This window comes from Microbacterium panaciterrae, assembly GCF_039541635.1.
Taxonomy (GTDB): Bacteria; Actinomycetota; Actinomycetes; order Actinomycetales; family Microbacteriaceae; genus Microbacterium; species Microbacterium panaciterrae.
Window position 1 is genome coordinate 1 of sequence record NZ_BAABGP010000010.1, and the last position, 17,331, is coordinate 17,331.

Genomic DNA, 17,331 nt, shown 5'->3' on the forward strand with positions numbered 1-17,331 from the left:
CCTGACCGCCTAAACCCCACCCACCACGGAGCAACAGGAATTACACCACGACACGGGACTTGACCTGCATGACCTGCATTCACTCGCAGAATCACGCAGCGTGAGTGTCTGACAAGGCACTGCTAAGGTGGAGTCCTCTTTAAGGGGACCGAGGGTTCAAATCCCTCCGTCTCCGCCACAAGTCCTGATCCTCGAGCCGTTGTAAACACTGGGATCGCGGGCCATAGCTATTTCGTAGGAACGCCGTTTGCATAAGGAATGCGTATTCCGCAGCGGCCCTGTCCACCAGCACTGCGACTGTCATGTCTCAGGACGGTTCACGGTCTTCACGATGTCGACGTTGGACACATCGTCCTCGACGATGTCAGGGACCCGCCCTGACGCTTGAGTGGCGGTGAGGAATGTCGGCCCGCGAGACTGGCGTTTCGCGCATGATCGGCATATTGTCTTGAGTCGATATCGCTTCTGATCTATACTGAGACCGATGACGTGGGATGTGCGGCTCTGGGGTGATGTGGAGTCGTGGCTGCTTGGTCTCGATGACGACACGTATGACTTGATCGCGGCGGCGATTGATCATCTGGCAGATCGTGGCCCGGTGCTGGGGCGTCCGCTGGTTGACCGGATCCATGGTTCGCGTCATCACAATATGAAGGAGTTGCGGCCAGGATCTGCGGGTGCCAGCGAGGTCCGCATTCTGTTCGCGTTCGACCCGAAGCGCAGGGCGATCCTGCTGGTCGCCGGCGACAAGGCCGGCCAGTGGACGAAGTGGTACGACGAGAGCGTCTCTGTCGCAGAGACACGTTTCGATGAGTGGCTCGAACGGGAGGAGGACTGAGATGAGTGCAACTACCAAGGCGCGTTCGACCGCCAGTTGGAGCGACCTGCGCGCGAAGCGGGCGCCCGATGAGAAGGCTGTCGCGGAGCATCGGGAACGGTTCGACGCGGAGGCGCGTGCCTACCGTCTTCGTGAGATCCGTGAGGAGCAGGGCATCACACAGAAGGAGCTTGCGGAGCGCATGGCGCTCACCCAGCCGACGATCTCCGCTCTCGAGGCCGGCGACCTCGACCGGTCTGGACTGGCAACCCTGCGCGCCTATGTCGAAGCACTCGGCGGGACCGTGGAGGTCACCGCCGCGTTCGGTGAACGTCGGATCGTGCTGTCCTCCAGTGAGCCGACGGCTGCGTAAGAATCGCGCGTAAACCCGAACGACGCCGAGCTTCGCTGACCGGTAGCATCACCGCTCACTATCGAGAACGCGCTGAACTATCCGTTCGGACTGATAGACGACGACCAGGCCGAAGAGCGGCGTTAAGTGACTGCGGGAGCATTCGGTTAGGATCCCTAGCCCCCTCTAAAGCTCGTGTCAAGGCCCTACCTCTACCAGCGCCGCACTTCTATCCTCGACCCTGGGTGAGATCGCTCCCCGGCGCATGCGGGTGCCCAGGCATACGGGCTACTCGCCAAGCCGCGGAGCTCAAGGTCCCGAACGGGTCGCCACCGGTTCGGGACCCTTGAAAGGAATCACGGGACGCGATTGGCATTGCCAGGGAGAGCCTCCCCCTCGAGGGCGAGTGTCCGCCTCGTCGGCTGAAAGGTCGAAGTCCCCTGGCCGGCTGGTGGTTGTTGCGACTGTGGCTCAACCTGCGGTTGCTGTGTTCGCTCTACGATTTGGATTGATGAATGGATTCAGCGGACGGCTTCGTCCGGGGAGCGTTATCGTGGCGGTGCTGTTGGCGGTCGCGGCGGTTCTGCTCGTGACCGGAGCCCTCCCTCCGAGCGGCGCCGGTTCCCTGACCAGGCGTGTCGTCCCGGTGCTGGGGTTCGTGGTCGCGATCACGATTGTCGCGGAGCTCGCTCGCGACGCCGCCGTCTTCGACGTCGTCGCCCAGCATCTCGGCCGGTGGGGGCGGGGCCGGGTGCTCATCCTCTGGGCCTGCGTCATCGGGCTCGCCGTGGTCAGCACCGTGTTCCTCTCCCTCGACACCACCGCGGTCATCGTGACGCCCGTCGTCGTGCTCCTCGCGCAGGGCGTCGGGGTCGCTCCGCTGCCGTTCGCCCTGGCGACCGTGTGGCTGGCGAACACCGCCTCACTCCTGCTTCCGGTCTCGAATCTCACCAACCTGCTCGCCGCCCCCGTGATCGGAGGAAGTCCCGGCGCGTTCCTCGTCCTGAGCTGGGCGCCGGCGCTCGCTGGCGTGATCGTCCCGGTGGCGATCCTCACGGTCTGGCACCGTCGCGCACTGTTCGGAACGTATCCGCTGCCGGGGCGTCGGGCGCCCGGGGATCCCGTCCTGTTCTGGACCGCCGCGTCGGTGCTCCTCGTCCTCCTGCCGCTGCTCGCCCTCACCCGCGATGTGTGGATCCCGGCGACCGCGGCGGCCATCGCGCTCCTGGGTGTCTTCGTCGTCCGGCGACGACAGGCGCTGCGGCTCTCCCTCGTGCCCTGGCAGGCGCTCGGGCTCGCCGGCGCGCTGTTCGTCATCGTCGAGACCGCGCATGCGCGCGGCCTCTCGGCCCTGCTCGCACCGCTGGCGGTGCACGGTCACAGCATCGGAGACCTGCTGCAGGTCGCCGCGGTCGGTGCGCTCGGGGCGAACGGCATCAACAACCTGCCGGCTTACCTGGTCCTCGAACCCGTCGCCTCCGGAGATCCGGTGCTGCTCATGGCGCTGCTGATCGGCGTCAACCTCGGACCCTTGATCACGCCCTGGGCGTCGCTCGCGACGCTGCTCTGGCACCACCGCGTCGTCGAGTTGGGCGTGACGATCCGGTGGGGCCGTTTCCTGCGGTGGGGACTCGTCGCGGCGATCCCGACCGTGGGGGTGGCCTCCATCGCACTCTTCCTCGTCGCGCGCTGAGCGTGGTCGTCGCCGCCCAGAGTCGTCTGCGAAGACCGCGCAAGGCGAGCCGGGGATCTGGTGAGCGCAGCTCCCGAGCCGGCCAGGTGTCCGCTATGGGGCTGAGGTGCCGCGGGTGGGAAATCCGAGAATGTGCTCGTCGGGGATGAGGATCCCTCCGGAAGTGTTCGCGGAATTCGCGTATGCGATGATCCGCTGAGGATCGAGTTCGGGCGGGTCTGGTCCCTGGAACTCGAATCGAAGCGGGATGGCCGAGTTCAACCAGATCGTAGAGCGCCCTCGGGGTTGTTCGTCGTCGTGGCGCCAGGACAAGGTGAAGCTCTCCGAACGTCGAAGCTTCGTCGCGATCACGACCTTCAGATGCGCAAGCGTGAGGTCGTCGATCTCGATCGGGTGTTCCGCGCTGCCGTAGTAGAGGAATCCCATGGGTCGACCATACCTCCCATACGTATGAGGTCCGTCTGCTGCTTGTTCGCGTTCACGTCGAGCTGATCTCCTCCGCGAACATCGTTACTGCAGCCCAGCGGCGATGGTGGACCGTCGGTCTGATAGCCCCGCCAAGGCCCGGTGTCAAGAGTCGTGACTTACTCCCGGATGCGGCCCATCCTGTGACGGAGGGAGGGAGAGACATGTCGATGTTGACGAGTCTCCGTTTCGAGATGCGCCGCCTGACCGAGAGCGATTGGCTGATCCTGGACAACCGATTCGATCGCACGGATGTCAGGCATACGGTCGCGTGCGTGAGTCAGATGTCCGGGTTGGAGGTCGATGTCGTGTGGTTGCGCGCCGTCGCGGTGCCGCGCCGTTACGCGACCGCGGTCGACGTACTCGAAGCCGTGCAGCACGCCTTGTCGCCATCGCAACTCCGAGCAGGTGACCTGATCCGAACCCTTTTCCCCTCTTCAGGCGATTCGTCAAGCCCCTGGCCTGGAAAGGCGCCACCGAATACGGTGAGGGCCGCGGTCACATCGGTGCACCGCGGAAGGAGTCCGTCATGAATATCCTCTTCATCGTCCTCATCGTGATCGCCATCATCCTGGCCGTCACCGGTGGACTCGTGCAGTCGTTGAACTTCCTGCTCTGGGTGGGAATTGTCCTGCTCGTACTCGCAGTGATCGCCTGGCTGCTTCGCTCGGTCACAGGACGCCGTACGTCCTGACGCGCCCCACCAGGACGCGCGGCATGCCGCACAGCATGCGCCTGGCGCACGCCCTGAACGAAGAGATGTGAAGGAGAACGTGATGACGAACAACCCGCAGATGCCGCTGATCCCGCACGACGCGGAACAGGATCCTGATGTCCCGCTCATGCAGGATGCCGGCGGTGACGAGAAGCTCGACCCGGATGCCAATGAGGATCTGGTCGACAGCGCCGAAGCCGACAAGCTCGCCGCCGAGACCGAGACCCGGGAGGACTGACACCGCAGCCGTGCCACGCGCGGGAACATCGGCTCGTCGCGCAGCGATTCCTCTGAACATACGAGCCCTGCAAGGAGGCCATCCATGAACGCGACCCTGCCCATGGTGCCGACCGCGACAGCTCCCGTCGCGCGCGGCCCGCTGAGCCGAGCGCTGCTGGACGCGTTGGGTGAAGGGGAGCAGTGCGTCGGAATCGTCGAACTCGCCGAACAGGCGGTCGAGGCGGCGGTCGACCTCCTGCACGACGATGACGTTCAGCTCTCCCTCTTCATTCTGTATGCCTCGGCCTACGGATCCATCCCGGAGTTCGACGCCCGTCGCGAGTGGGATCCGCAGCTGATCGAGGTGCGGCGCCCATAGGTCCAGCCCGTTCCGATGACACCGCCGGAATGAGCCCGCACGAGCACCATCGTCGTCGAGTCCCAGGCGATGGTGCCGTCGGCTTCGAGTTCGTCGGCGGGAACCGTGTAGACCCGAACCTCAAGACGGTCGATCCGCGGATCGCTCCCGCCGGCGCGCATCCCGCTGAGATCGCTGCTCATGATCTGCTCCGTTGTTCGGCGGTGCCCTCATTCGGTCGTGTCGTGTTCTCGGGCTCTCAGAGCACCTCGTCATTCGTCCTGCTGGTGCTGCGCCGAGTCGTCTGCGCCCGCGTCTCAGGGTCGTCCATCGTCCGGTTGGTGGTCACCGTACGCCGGCGGCGGAGCATGAAGATCAACCCGAGGATGAGCACGACCGCGCCGGCGATCATGAGGATGTATCCCACCAGGTGAAGGTTCACCCATGCGACAGTGATGTTGAGCGCGAACTCGAGGATCGCGCCGATGACGATCAGGACGATTCCCGTTCCGATGCTCATGCTGCACCGCCCGCGTCGGGTCTGCGGCTTCGGGGCGTCACGTGCCTCACCTTGACCCAGATCGTGGGGCCAAAGCGGTTCCCACAGCTCTTGAACATCAGACGCCTCCTCGACGGTTTCGCGATCCACGTGGTGGGTCGCACTGCTACGGGATCCATCGTCCGGTCGACGGCGCATTCTCCGCTACTCCATTGACTTGACAGGTCCTTCGAGGTAAGAGGGTGAGTTCTCTCGATGACTCCGGCGCAACTCGGGCCGCCACGATCGCTCTTGTCTTCTGACGCGATCGGCGCATATTGATGACCGAGCGGGGCTGTCGTTCGCATCGAGACCGAGGACACGGACGCAGCGAACGGCACCGACGGTCCCGCGAGCCGGCCCACAGGGGCTGGCCGTCACTTCACCGGAGGTCATCATGAAGGCATCGCGCACCAACCAGGTCGTCGTCGTGACGGGAGCGAGCGGCGGTATCGGCCGGGCGAGTGCGCAGGCATTCGGTGCCCGCGGCGCCAAGGTCGCGTTGCTCGCGCGGGGCGAGGTCGGCCTTGCGGCGGCGGTGCGCGACATCGAAGCGGCGGGCGGAACGGCGCTCGCCATCCCGACGGATGTCTCCTCCCCCGAACAGCTCGAGGCGGCGGCGACGACCATCGAGGAGGCGTTCGGCCAGATCGACATCTGGGTCAACGTCGCCTTCACCTCGGTCTTCGCGCGATTCACCGAGATCAGCCCTGCCGAGTACAAGCGGGTCACCGAGGTGAATTACCTCGGCTACGTGTATGCCACGATGGTGGCGCTGCGACGGATGCTGCCGCGAGATCACGGCACGATCGTCCAGGTCGGATCGGCGCTCGCCTATCGGGGCATCCCCTTGCAGACTGCGTACTGCGGCTCCAAGCACGCCATCCAAGGCTTTCATGAGTCGCTGCGCTGTGAGCTCCTGCACGCGAAGAGTCACGTCCGCGTGACGATGCCTCAGATGCCCGCCGTGAACACCCCCCAGTTCGACTGGGTCATCAACCGCATGCCGAAGCCCGCGCAGCCGGTGCCGCCCATCTACCAGACCGAGCTCGCCGCACGGGCGGTGCTGTACGCCGCCGACCACCCTCACCGTCGCGAGTACTGGGTCGGAGGCAGCACGATGAGGGCCCTCGCCGCGAACGCGATCGTCCCTGGCCTGCTGGATCATTACCTCGCGCGAACCGGTTTCGCCTCGCAGCAGGTCGATCGCCCCGAACCGGCGGACAGGCCGACGAACCTCTGGGAACCAGCCGACGGCTCCGGAGGTCATGACTATGGAGCACACGGCAGTTTCGATGATCGGGCCATCACCCGAAGCATCCAGATGTGGGCCTCGCAACACCACGGACTGCTGCTGTCGATCGGTGCCACGGTCGCCGCCTGTGTGCTGGCACTCGTCGGACGAGGACGCGTCGATGGTCCGCGCTGACCTCGTCCGCGTGGTGTGGGGGCTCTGGCAGCTCACCGGTGCCACCGTCATCGCGCGAGCGCAACTCGATGACCGTCCGGATGCTGTCACGACGTGGGCGATCCGGGCGCTGGGGGTTCGCCAGATCCTCCAGGGCGTCATCCTCAGCGCAACGGGGTCGCGAACGGCCCATCGAGCGGGCGGCGTCATCGATCTGCTGCACGCGTCAAGCATGCTCGTCGTCGCGATCGCCGATCCCCGGCGACACGTCGCCGCGCTCATCGACGGCAGCACCGCGACCTGCTTCGCGGTCGCAGAGTTGCGGCGGTGAGGTGCGGCCGACGGACCGATCTCCTCAGCGGCCGGTCGCCGCTCTCATGCCGCGGCCAACTCCTCCGGCTCTGCCGTCGCGGTCCCCACGTAGCCGCCGAGGTAGGCGGCGAGTTCCGGTGTACGCAAGCGCTCGAGTGCGCGCCGCTCGAGCTGGCGCACCCGTTGCTTGGATACCCCGAGTGCGACTCCTACGCGCACCAGCGTCATCGGCGATCGGCCGTCGATTCCGAATCGCATGCACACGACGGCGCGCTCTCTGTCGGGCAGCCCGCGGATGCCGTCGCGGACGGCGGCCATCATCATCCGCGCCTCGACGAGTTGCTCCGGTGAGGCGGCGTCGTCGTCGACGATCTGCTCCCGTATCGCGGGGGAGTCGGCACCGTCATCGACGAGGTCCAGTGACAGAGGGCGTCGATCAGCGGCCAACAGGCGGCGCACCTCCGAGGGGCGGAGCCGTGCGCTCTCGGCCAGTTCTGCGACGGCGGGTGCGCGTCTGAGGTACGTCGTGAGTTGTGCGTCGAGGCGGTGCAGGCGACTGATGGCTTCCATCGTGTGGACGGGGATGCGGATCGACCGGGCTTCGCCCGCCAGGCTCTGCCAGATGGATTGGCGGATCCACCAGACCGCGCACGTCGAGAATCGCAGGCCGCGCGTGTAGTCGAACTGCTTCACCGCCCTGTCGAGCCCCAGGTTGCCGTTCTGGATGAGATCGATCAGGGGGAGTCCGTGGCCGGTGTACTTCTTGGCGATGCTCACGACCAGCTTGAGGTTGCAGCGCATGAACTGGCGGTACGCATCCCGGCCAGAGCGCATCAGCGAATCGACGTCGCAGCGACCTTCCGGGTCCATCGGACGGTCCGCGCACAGCCGGTTCTCGGCGAGGGCTCCCACCTCGATCCATCTGGCGAGCTCACGTTCGTCCTCGGGTTCCAGCGTGTCGATCGGCCCGATCTGATCGAGGTAGTCCTGAAGTGCGTCCGTCGACATTGTCGTCTCCATACTCGGTCTCCGCATCTGATCGAACCACCCGCTGTGCGGGCAGTGATTCTGACGCGTGCTCCGAAGTCTGGAGAGAACGTGCTCCCTTCACACATTACGCCAAAACCTTGCGGGTGCGATCGTGCCGTTGCCAATCCCCCTTCGCCTGGGGCGTCGATGGCTAGACTGACGGGGTTCGTGGCAGCTGATGTGCAATTGCGGCAGGTACGGAGATTCGATGCTGGTCCCACGACCCGTTGAGGGATGAGAGGCGCCAATGGTCGGCTTGCTCACCACGGACTCAACGGGCGGCGGGCGTCGGTCAGCGGCCGAACTCTGCTCGTTGCTGCTTGACCAGCTTCCGGTCACCGGTGTCTCGATCTCCGTCGTCGGCCGGAGCGGTCAGTTCGTGATCGGTGCCAGCGATCTCGTCGCCGCGCGTTTGGAGCGGTTGCAGTTCGACCTGGGCGAGGGGCCGCACTGGGTGGCGTCGCGGACGGCCCGGCCCGTGCTGGTCCCCGATCTCCAGGATGCCGACCATTCCGGATGGCCGGTCTTCGGTGCTGCGGCAGCGGCCTCCGGTGCCGTCGCGCTGTTCGCGATACCCATGGTGCTCGGCGCCGTGATGATCGGAGTGGTGGACATGTACCGCGCGAGTCCGGGGCCGCTCAGCACCCCGGAAGTCGCACGGGCGCTGGCACTGGCCGCCTTGATCGGTCCCGCCGCGATGCGTCTCGCTTCTCAGCAGGGCGACGAGTCGCGACCGGGTGATGAGCACGGGCCCGGAATTCGGCGCGAGGTGCACCAAGCCACCGGCATGATCCTCGCACAGCTCGGAACGAGTGCGACGGAGGCCTTCGTGCGCCTTCAGGCTTACGCCTTCGCGCATGCGCAGTCGGTAGAATACGTGGCAGGAGAAGTGGTGGCACGGCGGCTGGACTTCCGAAACGAAGCCACGTGACCGGCAGCGATGATCTCCATGGCGGATGTGAAAACGTGAGGTGACTTCATGAGCGAAACCACGCGAGAGGTGCGGCTGAGCGAGGCATTCGTGAAGCTGTCCGACACCCTGGTGGCGGACTATGACGTCGTTGACCTTCTGCACATGCTGATGCAGGAATGCATCAGCATCCTCGACACACAGGCCGGCGGTATCCTGTTGGCCAACCGGTTCGGATCGCTCGAACTCGTCGCCTCGACCAGTGAACGTGCTGACCTTGTCGAAGTCATGCAGCTCGCCGCGGGTTCGGGCCCGTGCATCGACTGCTTCACCAGCGGAACTCCGAACAACATCGCCGACATCTCGGAATCGGCGGCCACGTGGCCGGAGTTCGCCGCCGCAGCCCTCAGTCAAGGATTCCGGTCGCTGTACACGACACCCTTGCGGTTGCGTGGAAACGTCATCGGAGCGCTCAACCTGTTCGGCACCGAAATCGGCGCTCTCAACGAAGCGGATGCCGCGGCCGTCCGCGCCCTCGCCGCCGTCGCGACGATCGGCGTCCTACAGGCGCGTCTCGTGAACGAGAAGACGCTCCTCGCCGAACAGCTCCAGCATGCACTGGACAGTCGTATCCTCATCGAGCAGGCCAAGGGTGTCCTCTCCGAGATCGGCAACCTGGACATGGACGCCGCGTTCGATGCGTTACGTGGCTACGCGCGCGATCATAACCTCGCCCTGCGCACGGTCGCCGAGAACGTGGTGGATCGCTCGCTCGACATCCTCAGTACCCAACGCACCTCCACAGGCTGACCAGACTCACCGCGCGGATGCCTGCAAGGGCATGCCCACGTGCAATTCGCTGATGGCTGCCACACCCGCGGCCTGCTCGGCGGGCTCGGGCACGACGTAGAGTCCACCCGGCGAGTTGGCTACGTAGGCGAGCGCTTCCACCCATGCGCGGTTGATCTGGGGTAGCCGGCTGCCGTAGAACTTGTAGACGAGCGATGATTGTGGGTGCAGCCACACCGTGGTCCGGCCGTCACCAGCGCTCGGGTCATCGCGCCAGCTGAAGAAGAACGCTTCACCGCGACGAAATTTGCTGCCGATCACGGCCTGAAGGTGGGCGAGGATGCGGTCATCGATGTCGACCTTGATCGCGGTCTCATACGTGAATTTTCCCATGTGAAGCGCCTTCGTCCCGTCCAGCGGACTGCCTTGTGCCGTCTGCTCAGTACACAATGGGCGCTCGAAGCTTCCGAAAGTCAACCCCTGCTCCAAAGGGGCCTTGCCCCCGGTTCGGTCGACGTCGCGAGGCCGACTGCGGCCGACGCTGTCATCGTGGTCGCCGGGAGCCGCGGCGACGATCCTGCGCCGGCTTCTTGACGAGCCCTCCGGCGCGGAGTAGGCACAGAGCAGCACAGCCACCCGGAGGTAATCCATGTCGACCGATCGCGCAACCGCGTTTCTCGCCCTGCATCAGGGCAGCGGCTTCGTCCTCCCGAACGCATGGGACCCCGGATCTGCGCGGATTCTCGCCGGACTCGGATTCCCCGCGATCGCCACGACCAGCGCCGGCATCGCGTGGTCGCTTGGCGTGCCGGACGGCGGGGCGGTCGATCTCGACACGATGATCGCGCGCGTCGCGGCGATCGTCGCCGCGGTCGACGTGCCGGTCACGGCGGATCTCGAGTCGGGCTACGGCGACAGCGCCGAGGCGGTCGCGCGCACGGTGGCCCGAGCGGTGCAGGCAGGAGCGGTCGGCGGCAACCTGGAGGACACCGCGGGCGGGCGGCTGTTCGGCATCGACGAAGCGGCCGACCGGATCGTGGCCGCGCGGGACGCGGCGCCACGCGGCACGTTCGTGCTCAACGCCCGTACCGACGCGTATTTCTTCGGCGGCGCGGCGGATCCCTTTGCCGAGACGGTCGAGCGCGCGCATCGCTACGTGGCGGCGGGGGCGGACTGCGTGTTCGTTCCGGGCGTGAACGACGAAGACACGATCCGGCGCCTCGCTGCGGAGATCCCGGTGCCGCTGAACATCGTGGCGGGGCTGGCATCGCGCATGATCGATGCGCCGACGCTGTTCTCGCTCGGGGTGAAGCGGGTCAGCCTCGGCGGCAGCCTGGCACGTGCGGCGCTCACCGCGCTCGAGCGCGCCGGGCGGGAACTGCTCGACACGGGCACGCTGGGCTTCCTCGACGGTGCACTCCCGTACGCCGAGGTGCAGCACCGATTCAGCGGATGAGCGGTGCCGACCCGCCGCTCAGCCTGCGGAGAGCACCGCGAGCACGTTACCGGCCGGATCCGTGAACCAGGCGATGTCGGGGCCGCGGCCGGGGCCGCCGTGCGCGATGCCCTTCTCGTCGGTGCCGAAGTCGGGGTCGGTGTAGATCTTGGTCACCACGCCACGGGCGTTGAGGTCGTCGACGGCGGCTTCGACGTCATCGACGGGGAAGTTCAGGATCGTGAAGCTCGCCGGCGTGTGGTTCGGCTTCCCGTACACGAGGATGGATCCGCCCTGCGGCAGGTGGATGTCGAGGAACCCCATCAGGTTGGTCGAGACCTCCAGGCCGAGGGTCTCGCCGTAGAAGGCGCGGGCGGCGTCGATGTCGTCGACGCTGAATCCGCTGAATGCGCGGGTCGGTGCGAATGCAGTCATGGGATCAGCATGCGCTCGTCGGGACCTGCGCGTCCAGAGGCGCGTGCACACCGGGCGGAGCGTGGCGGAGCCGGGTCGAGAACGATCCTCGGCCCGGCTCCGCGTGACGCACGTTCCGGGCTACCGCACCGTCATGGTGACGTACTGCGAGCCGTCCCCCGGCGCCTGCTGCGCCAGCCGCATGCGCTCGTTCACGTACTGCAGGGCGAGCCCGCTGTTGCGGTTGACCAGACGGTAGGTGGTGGATCCGTCGAGCGAGGTGCCGTTCGTCGCCACGCGCTGCAGGTACCACTGGTCGCTGCCGCCCGGAGTGCCGAGGCTCGTCGCCGTCAGCGGCTGGGCGTCCGGCTGCGCAACGCCCACCGTGACGACGGCGTCGACGGCCCGCTGCTCCGCCGGGGTGCCGCCGGAGACCTGCAGATCCTTGCCGGTCGCGGTGTCGACGAGGCGATAGAAGCCGCTGTTCGCACCCGCCGTACGCGGATCCTGCACCGGGACGAGCTTCCACGTGGACACTCCGGTCGCTGCACCGTTGCCGCCGTCGAGGCCGGGTCCGCGGTTCGCGGTGACGGCCTTCCCTCCGACGCGCAGCACGTACGAGCCGTCCGCGCTGACCGGGGTGCCGGCCGAGTCCTGCGGGGTGTACTCGCGGCTCACCGGGGCGCCGGCGTCGCCAGTGGTCTGCGCGATGTCGACCACGGTGCCGTTCAGGTCGGAGATCGTCAGGAACGAGCGGCCCGTGACGTTCTGATTGGTCAGGCTGCCGTTGTCGAGCGACGTGAGGTAGCCGCCGTTCGAACCCGCGGGCATCAGCCCGACGACCCTCCACGAGTTCGGGTCTCCCAGATCGGCGGTCTCGTACACGTTCCCGTCGTAGCCGACGATCCGGTACAGGCCCGAGAACGCGTTGTACGAGATCGCCGACTCGTTGTTCGCCGACGGCAGGTACAGCAGCTGCGAGGACGGATCCTTGTAGTAGGCGCTGTTCGTGATGAGGTCGACGTTCTGCGACGCGCCGGTGGTCGGATCCGTCTGCGTCACGTAGATGCCGCCAGTGACGACCTTCACGCCGTTCTCGTACTTGTCGTCGACGGCCTTGAGCGTCATGTCCTGCCCGGTCACCGGGTCGCGGTACGAGACCGTGCGGTCGTGTGCGGACTGCCCGGTGGCGTTGTTCACGATCGTGTGCGCCAGGGTGTTCGCCGTGTACGTGTTGCCCGAGGCGTCGGAGAACGCGATGAGGTGATCGCTCGCCACCTTGGCGGCCTGATACGACGCCGTGGCGTTGCCGCCGGAGCCCTGCCACGCGATCCGGTCGGTCGCCGGGTCGTACGACACGTTCAACCCGCCGATCGAGTTGACGTTGCCGTCGATGCCGCCGACCCCGGGCTGGGACCAGGCGCCGTCGTACCACTTCTGCCAGGTGCCGCTGGCCATGCCGCCGCTGATCGGCGCGCGCGCCATCTCGGTCCAGCTCGCCAGCGTCGACGACGCGGGCTTCTTGTAGATCTTCACATTGTACGTGATGTAGAAGTACCCGGTGGAGTAGTCCACGAACAGCCGGCACCCGGAGTTGCCGAACGGATACGACTGGCCGGGCGACGCCGCGCTGTCGATGACCTGGTTGTCATCCCAGGCCGAGGTGAGCGCCGGCCCCTGATATTGCCAGGATGCGCCGGCGTCCTTCGATGTGGCCAGCAGGATCCGGTTGTTGTGGTGCCCGGTCGACACCTTCTGCGCGATGGTCGCATCCGCGCCCTTGGTCTGCCACGGGTCGAACTGGAACTCGTCGTTGAGCAGGGCGTGCCACACGCCGGACGCGTCGACCCAGACGCCGATGACGTCGCAGTGGTCGTCCTGCTGCGGCGACGGGATCGGGAAGTTCGGATCCTTGTCGAGCTGATAGCAGATGGTGCCGGGATCGCCGTAGTACGCGGGCGCCTGCGCGAGCCGGGTCGAGGATCCGACCCCGGCGGTCACGGCGCCCAGATCGGCGTTCGTGAAGGTGCGCGCCCACGCATGCGCGGGATTCGAGTCGTATGGCGTGTCGCCGTTGGACCAATGGAACTGCCCGTCCTTGCCCACGAACGCCGAACCGGCGATGTCGCTGAGCAGGGAGCCGCTGATCTTCCCGGTGGCCGCCGCCGTGTACTGCGGAGGGATCGGAGTGGTGCCCGCTCCCGCGGCAGTGGGGGCCCCGGCGACGGCGAGCGCCACGACGGCTCCCGCGGCCAGTGCCGGCGCGAGAAGTCGGCGCGGTCGATTGCGGCGCGCCTTCAGGTGTTGTTTCATGGTGATGCCCTTTCCTTTTCCTCTTCGAAGCGGAGGGTGGGGGTGAAGTCCTTCCCGTTCCTGCGTCTGAAGCGCGGAACGGGAAGGCGCCCGCTCGTGCGGATCACACGAGCGCGACGTCCGGGTTCGGCTCGCGCAGGCCGCCGGGCTCTTCGGCCGGCCCGGCCTCGATGGCGTACACGAGCGGCATGCCCGCCGAGGCGGGTGAGTCGAGCTGGACCGTGCGGGCGTCCAGCGCGGTGAACGGCACCGATGTCCCGTCGGCGAGCGAGCGGATCTTGTGCACCTCGAGCCCCGGGGGTACGTCGATCGTGAGGATCCCCGATACCGGGATCCTGGTCACGATCGCGTGCACGAGGCCCGATCCGGTGTCCGCAGCGCCCGGATCCATGGGCGCGGTGTAGAAGCCCCAGCCGGGGTAGTCCCAGCCCTCGGCCGGTCCGCTGTGGTGCACCGCCGCGCCGTTCGCCTCCATCCAGGCGCCGACCCGGTCGGCGAGCTCGGCCTCGGACGGGACCAGGGAGCCGTCGCCACGCGGGCCGAAGTTGAGCAGCAGGTTCCCGCCCAGGCTCACCGTCTGCACGAGCTGCTCGACGATCTGCGCCGGGGTCTTGCGGCCTCGATCGGCCCACGCGGAGTGGTGGAAGCCCCAGGTCGCCTGCGTGATCGTCGCGCACGCCTCCCAGTCGCGCGCGGTGACCGAGCGGTCCCACGGCGCCGGAAGACGACGCTCGTACCCGCTCTCGTAGTCGCCCATGAGAGCGCCGTTCGAGTCGAAATGACGGGCGCCGAGATCGTCGGCCCGAAGTCGGCTGTTCACGATCGCGCCGGGGATCCGCGCCTTCAGGATCCGCTCGATCTCGTGCGTCCAGCGGCCGTGCGCCTTGACCGATTCATCCCACGTGCCGTCGAACCAGAAGCCCCGCACGTCGGGGTACCGCTCGGCGAGCTCGACGAGCTGGTTCGTCGCGAACGCCAGATACCGGTCGAACGCGGTGCGATCGTCGTCCGTGTCGAGCGCGTACCGCCAATCGGGGTGATGCCAGTCCAGCACCGAGTAGTACAGGTGCACGGCGAGGCCCTCGGCACGGTACGCGGAGACGATCTCGCCGAGCACGTCGCGGCCGGAGGGGGTCGCCGCGACCGTGAAGTCGCTGAACGCGCTCGGCCACAGTGAGAACCCGTCATGGTGCTTCGTGGTGACGGTCACGTAGCGGGCGCCCATCCGCTTGGCGGTGCGGGCCCAGAGTGCAGGATCGAAGCCGTCGAGCGTGAAGTCGGCGGCCAGCGCGGCCCAGTCCTCGCAGCTCACCCCGGCGGAGTGCATCAGGAACTCCGCGGCGAAGTCGATCGTGCGGCCCTGCCAGGTTCCGGCGGGCAGGGCGTACAGGCCCCAGTGCACGAACTGACCGAACCGATCGGCGCGGAAGGCGCGCATCGCGGGATCCTGGCGCCGTTCCTGCGGGCCGGCGCCGTACAGCAGCTCGATCATGCCGCGTCCCCTCGGGGCCCGGTGAGACCCGCGTGCCCGTCCCAGGGCACGAAGGTCGCGAGGTCGACGGCCACGGTGTCGTCGCCGAGGCCGTCGATGCGGACCAGGGTGCCGTCGACCTGCACGGTGACGCGGTCGCGCCAGGCGTGTGGATCCACAGCGCCGCCGCGTTCCAGCACGTGCAGCGTGGCGACGACCGTCTTGCCGATGCCCGTGCGACCCACGAGGGCGGGTGTCGCGGAGTGCGGGCCGAACGCGTTCGCGTCGCGGTAGGCGAAGACGCGCGCGCCCGGTGCGGACGGGCCGGGCCCCTCGCCCGACTCAGGGACCGGGGCGAGTGCCGGGTCCTCGTCCCAGCCGTGCAGGGCGACGACCGCCGACAGCAGGCCGTCGCGCCCGCGCACCCAGGCGCCGTCCTCGAAGACGCCGGAATCCAGCGGCGTGTCGTCGGCGACCGCGTAGCCGCCCTCGCGCATCGCCCAGGGCTGGTCCGTCTGCACGAGGTGCGCTCGCACCTCGAACGTGTCACCACTGGCGGTGACCGTCGTCACGGCGCATCCCGGGAGAGCCCGGCGCGCGAACTGCGGCACGTGCACGGATCCCGAGAGTGCGCCGTCGACGCGCGTCGCCCGCAGCGTGCTGCGCCGGCTGCCGTTGCCCTCTGCGTCGACGAGGGCGAAGTGCGAGTCGATCGCGTCGACCCACGCGGGCCCCGTGCCGGGAGCGGTGTGGGTCGTGTAGCCGAACTTGGCGTAGTGCGGATCGTCCCGGTCGACGTCGTCGCCGACGGGCAGCGTGGCGTGGTCGGAACCGTGATTCGCCATTCGCACGATGCCGTCGGATGCGGCGCGCAGCACCCAGCCGACCGGTTCGATCGGCCGCGTGAAGGGGCCCTGATCTGAGGGCTGCGCCTGCTCAAGAGCCGTCCACACCGGTGCGGTCGCGGGCTGTGCGAGACCGAGGAATCCGATCCCGGCGAGGTAGGGGGAGCCGAAGCCGCTGTAGTCCTGGCACATCGGCTCGAAGGCGTCGTACCAGCCGAGGGTGAGCGGGGCACCGACCCCGACGCCCTGGCTCGTGAACCGGGAGAGCACGCCCGACGCGATCCGGCGGGTCTGGCCCGGGGTCAGCGCACTCGCGTCCGAGGCGTCGGCGCACCACAGCGCGGCCAGCACCGCGGTGCGGTAGGTGAGCGAGCGACCCTGGTGCAGCACGGAACCGTCCGAGGCGAACAGATGCGCCAGCGATCCGGTGAACTCGTGCAGCCTCTCCAGGTGGCGCTGCCCGTCCGGCGTGTGCACGGTATCGGTCATGCGGTACCAGGCCCACAGATACGGGTGGATCGCCCAGGCGTTGTAGTAGTCGACGGCGTGCTCCGGGCCGTCGGTGTACCAGCCGTCACCGAGGTACCAGGACTCGACGCGGGCGACGTTGCGCTGCGACTGCAGCCCGGCCGCGTCCTCGCCGACCGAGCGCAGGAAGGCCTCGGCCATCGCGGGGAAGAGCTGCCAGTTGTTCTGCCAGACCTCGCAGCGCGCGTGGTGGCGCAGCCAGTCCGCGAGCTGCCGCTGCTCGGGACGGGTCAGCCCGTCCCAGAGCTGCTCGCGGCTGACGTGCAGGCCGAACGCGATGTTGGCCGCTTCGACGATCGAGTTCGTGATCCCCGTCAGCGGGAGCCGGCAGGTGACCCCGCGCGGCCAGGTCTCCGATCCGCCGGGCTGCGTGCCCGCGAGCAGGGCGCGGGAGTAGCGCTCCAGATGGCCCTGCACGACCGGATCCGACACGTCCGCGGCGCCGGCGATGCGCGGGGCGGCGAGCAGGAACGAGCGGCCCACCGTCTCCATGCCCTCGCGGCGCACGCCGTCGCCGGTGATCCGGCCCGGCAGGCGGGGGAGCGCTCCGCCCGGACTGTCGTAGCGGGCGACCTGGCCCAGCCAGTGGTCGGCGACGGCCTCCCAGTGCGCCCTGCTCCACCCCGTGAACGGGGAGAGGGCGGGATCCATCCGGGTCTTGGCGATGTGATCCCGCACGCTTTCCTCTCCCACGCTGCCCTCTCCCGCGTTCACGGATCC

At 67.6% G+C, this 17,331-nt stretch carries 19 protein-coding genes and 1 pseudogene; 11 read left to right on the plus strand and 9 right to left on the minus strand.

Annotated features, from left to right (window positions below; translation table 11 throughout):
* Positions 1 to 484: 484 nt before the first annotated feature.
* From ABD882_RS07940 to ABD882_RS07950, 3 genes are all read left to right on the plus strand, one after another.
* Positions 485 to 838: a type II toxin-antitoxin system RelE/ParE family toxin gene (locus tag ABD882_RS07940; RefSeq protein WP_345185897.1), complete on the plus strand. Its 354-nt coding sequence runs from the start codon at positions 485 to 487 to the stop codon at positions 836 to 838.
* A gap of 1 nt (position 839) precedes the next feature.
* Entirely contained in the window at positions 840 to 1,190 is a 351-nt protein-coding gene (locus ABD882_RS07945; RefSeq protein ID WP_345185898.1) for a helix-turn-helix domain-containing protein, read from the plus strand.
* A 490-nt stretch (positions 1,191 to 1,680) separates the two neighbouring features.
* Complete coding sequence (locus ABD882_RS07950; RefSeq protein WP_425563345.1) at positions 1,681 to 2,862, plus strand: SLC13 family permease; 1,182 nt, start codon at positions 1,681 to 1,683, stop codon at positions 2,860 to 2,862.
* A 93-nt stretch (positions 2,863 to 2,955) separates the two neighbouring features.
* On the opposite strand, the gene ABD882_RS07955 is transcribed toward ABD882_RS07950, so the two are convergent.
* On the minus strand, positions 2,956 to 3,288 hold the full coding sequence (locus ABD882_RS07955; RefSeq protein WP_345185902.1) for a DUF7882 family protein: 333 nt from the start codon (positions 3,286 to 3,288) through the stop codon (positions 2,956 to 2,958).
* A 568-nt stretch (positions 3,289 to 3,856) separates the two neighbouring features.
* Between ABD882_RS07955 and ABD882_RS07960 the strand changes: the two genes are divergently transcribed.
* The 3 genes from ABD882_RS07960 to ABD882_RS07970 all read left to right on the plus strand — a co-directional run bounded on the left by ABD882_RS07960 (position 3,857) and on the right by ABD882_RS07970 (position 4,640).
* Positions 3,857 to 4,021 (plus strand): hypothetical protein, encoded by a 165-nt coding sequence (locus tag ABD882_RS07960; protein ID WP_345185904.1) that lies wholly within the window; start codon positions 3,857 to 3,859, stop codon positions 4,019 to 4,021.
* Positions 4,022 to 4,103: 82 nt separating this feature from the next.
* Positions 4,104 to 4,280: a hypothetical protein gene (locus ABD882_RS07965; RefSeq protein WP_345185906.1), complete on the plus strand. Its 177-nt coding sequence runs from the start codon at positions 4,104 to 4,106 to the stop codon at positions 4,278 to 4,280.
* A gap of 84 nt (positions 4,281 to 4,364) precedes the next feature.
* Positions 4,365 to 4,640, plus strand: a complete 276-nt coding sequence (locus tag ABD882_RS07970) for a hypothetical protein (protein ID WP_345185907.1) — start codon at positions 4,365 to 4,367, stop codon at positions 4,638 to 4,640.
* 238 nt (positions 4,641 to 4,878) lie between these two features.
* On the opposite strand, the gene ABD882_RS07975 is transcribed toward ABD882_RS07970, so the two are convergent.
* Positions 4,879 to 5,139 carry a DUF6458 family protein gene (locus tag ABD882_RS07975; RefSeq protein ID WP_345185908.1) on the minus strand — a complete coding sequence of 87 codons (261 nt, stop codon included), beginning with the start codon at positions 5,137 to 5,139 and terminating at the stop codon, positions 4,879 to 4,881.
* Positions 5,140 to 5,554: 415 nt separating this feature from the next.
* Here ABD882_RS07975 and ABD882_RS07980 point away from each other — a divergent pair, with 415 nt between their 5' ends.
* Both ABD882_RS07980 and ABD882_RS07985 read left to right on the plus strand, forming a co-directional pair.
* Positions 5,555 to 6,586, plus strand: coding sequence for an SDR family oxidoreductase (locus tag ABD882_RS07980; protein WP_345185910.1), 1,032 nt, complete (start codon positions 5,555 to 5,557; stop codon positions 6,584 to 6,586).
* Positions 6,573 to 6,896, plus strand: coding sequence for a hypothetical protein (locus ABD882_RS07985; protein WP_345185911.1), 324 nt, complete (start codon positions 6,573 to 6,575; stop codon positions 6,894 to 6,896). Before ABD882_RS07980 ends, ABD882_RS07985 begins: the two co-directional genes overlap by 14 nt.
* A 44-nt stretch (positions 6,897 to 6,940) precedes the next feature.
* Here the strand turns inward: ABD882_RS07985 and ABD882_RS07990 are convergent, their stop codons facing one another.
* Both ABD882_RS07990 and ABD882_RS19105 read right to left on the minus strand, forming a co-directional pair.
* Positions 6,941 to 7,789, minus strand: coding sequence for a sigma-70 family RNA polymerase sigma factor (locus ABD882_RS07990; RefSeq protein WP_345185913.1), 849 nt, complete (start codon positions 7,787 to 7,789; stop codon positions 6,941 to 6,943).
* A gap of 6 nt (positions 7,790 to 7,795) precedes the next feature.
* Positions 7,796 to 7,912, minus strand: a pseudogene (locus ABD882_RS19105) (sigma-70 factor domain-containing protein); the annotation flags it as partial.
* Between the two features lie 241 nt (positions 7,913 to 8,153).
* Here ABD882_RS19105 and ABD882_RS07995 point away from each other — a divergent pair.
* Positions 8,154 to 8,837 carry a GAF and ANTAR domain-containing protein gene (locus ABD882_RS07995; RefSeq protein WP_345185915.1) on the plus strand — a complete coding sequence of 228 codons (684 nt, stop codon included), beginning with the start codon at positions 8,154 to 8,156 and terminating at the stop codon, positions 8,835 to 8,837.
* A gap of 48 nt (positions 8,838 to 8,885) precedes the next feature.
* Positions 8,886 to 9,626 (plus strand): GAF and ANTAR domain-containing protein, encoded by a 741-nt coding sequence (locus ABD882_RS08000; RefSeq protein WP_345185916.1) that lies wholly within the window; start codon positions 8,886 to 8,888, stop codon positions 9,624 to 9,626.
* 6 nt (positions 9,627 to 9,632) lie between these two features.
* Here ABD882_RS08000 and ABD882_RS08005 read toward each other — a convergent pair whose 3' ends face one another.
* Complete coding sequence (locus ABD882_RS08005; RefSeq protein ID WP_345185918.1) at positions 9,633 to 9,998, minus strand: DUF7882 family protein; 366 nt, start codon at positions 9,996 to 9,998, stop codon at positions 9,633 to 9,635.
* Positions 9,999 to 10,254: 256 nt separating this feature from the next.
* Between ABD882_RS08005 and ABD882_RS08010 the strand changes: the two genes are divergently transcribed.
* Positions 10,255 to 11,061, plus strand: coding sequence for an isocitrate lyase/PEP mutase family protein (locus tag ABD882_RS08010; RefSeq protein WP_345185919.1), 807 nt, complete (start codon positions 10,255 to 10,257; stop codon positions 11,059 to 11,061).
* 18 nt (positions 11,062 to 11,079) lie between these two features.
* Here the strand turns inward: ABD882_RS08010 and ABD882_RS08015 are convergent, their stop codons facing one another.
* From ABD882_RS08015 to ABD882_RS08030, 4 genes are all read right to left on the minus strand, one after another.
* Positions 11,080 to 11,475: a VOC family protein gene (locus ABD882_RS08015; protein WP_345185922.1), complete on the minus strand. Its 396-nt coding sequence runs from the start codon at positions 11,473 to 11,475 to the stop codon at positions 11,080 to 11,082.
* 120 nt (positions 11,476 to 11,595) lie between these two features.
* Positions 11,596 to 13,767: a hypothetical protein gene (locus ABD882_RS08020; RefSeq protein WP_345185924.1), complete on the minus strand. Its 2,172-nt coding sequence runs from the start codon at positions 13,765 to 13,767 to the stop codon at positions 11,596 to 11,598.
* 103 nt (positions 13,768 to 13,870) lie between these two features.
* Complete coding sequence (locus ABD882_RS08025) at positions 13,871 to 15,259, minus strand: alpha-L-fucosidase (protein ID WP_345185925.1); 1,389 nt, start codon at positions 15,257 to 15,259, stop codon at positions 13,871 to 13,873.
* The gene (locus ABD882_RS08030; RefSeq protein ID WP_345185928.1) at positions 15,256 to 17,304 is read right to left on the minus strand and encodes a DUF2264 domain-containing protein; all 2,049 of its coding nucleotides are present in this window, start codon (positions 17,302 to 17,304) and stop codon (positions 15,256 to 15,258) included. Before ABD882_RS08030 ends, ABD882_RS08025 begins: the two co-directional genes overlap by 4 nt.
* Positions 17,305 to 17,331: the final 27 nt, after the last annotated feature.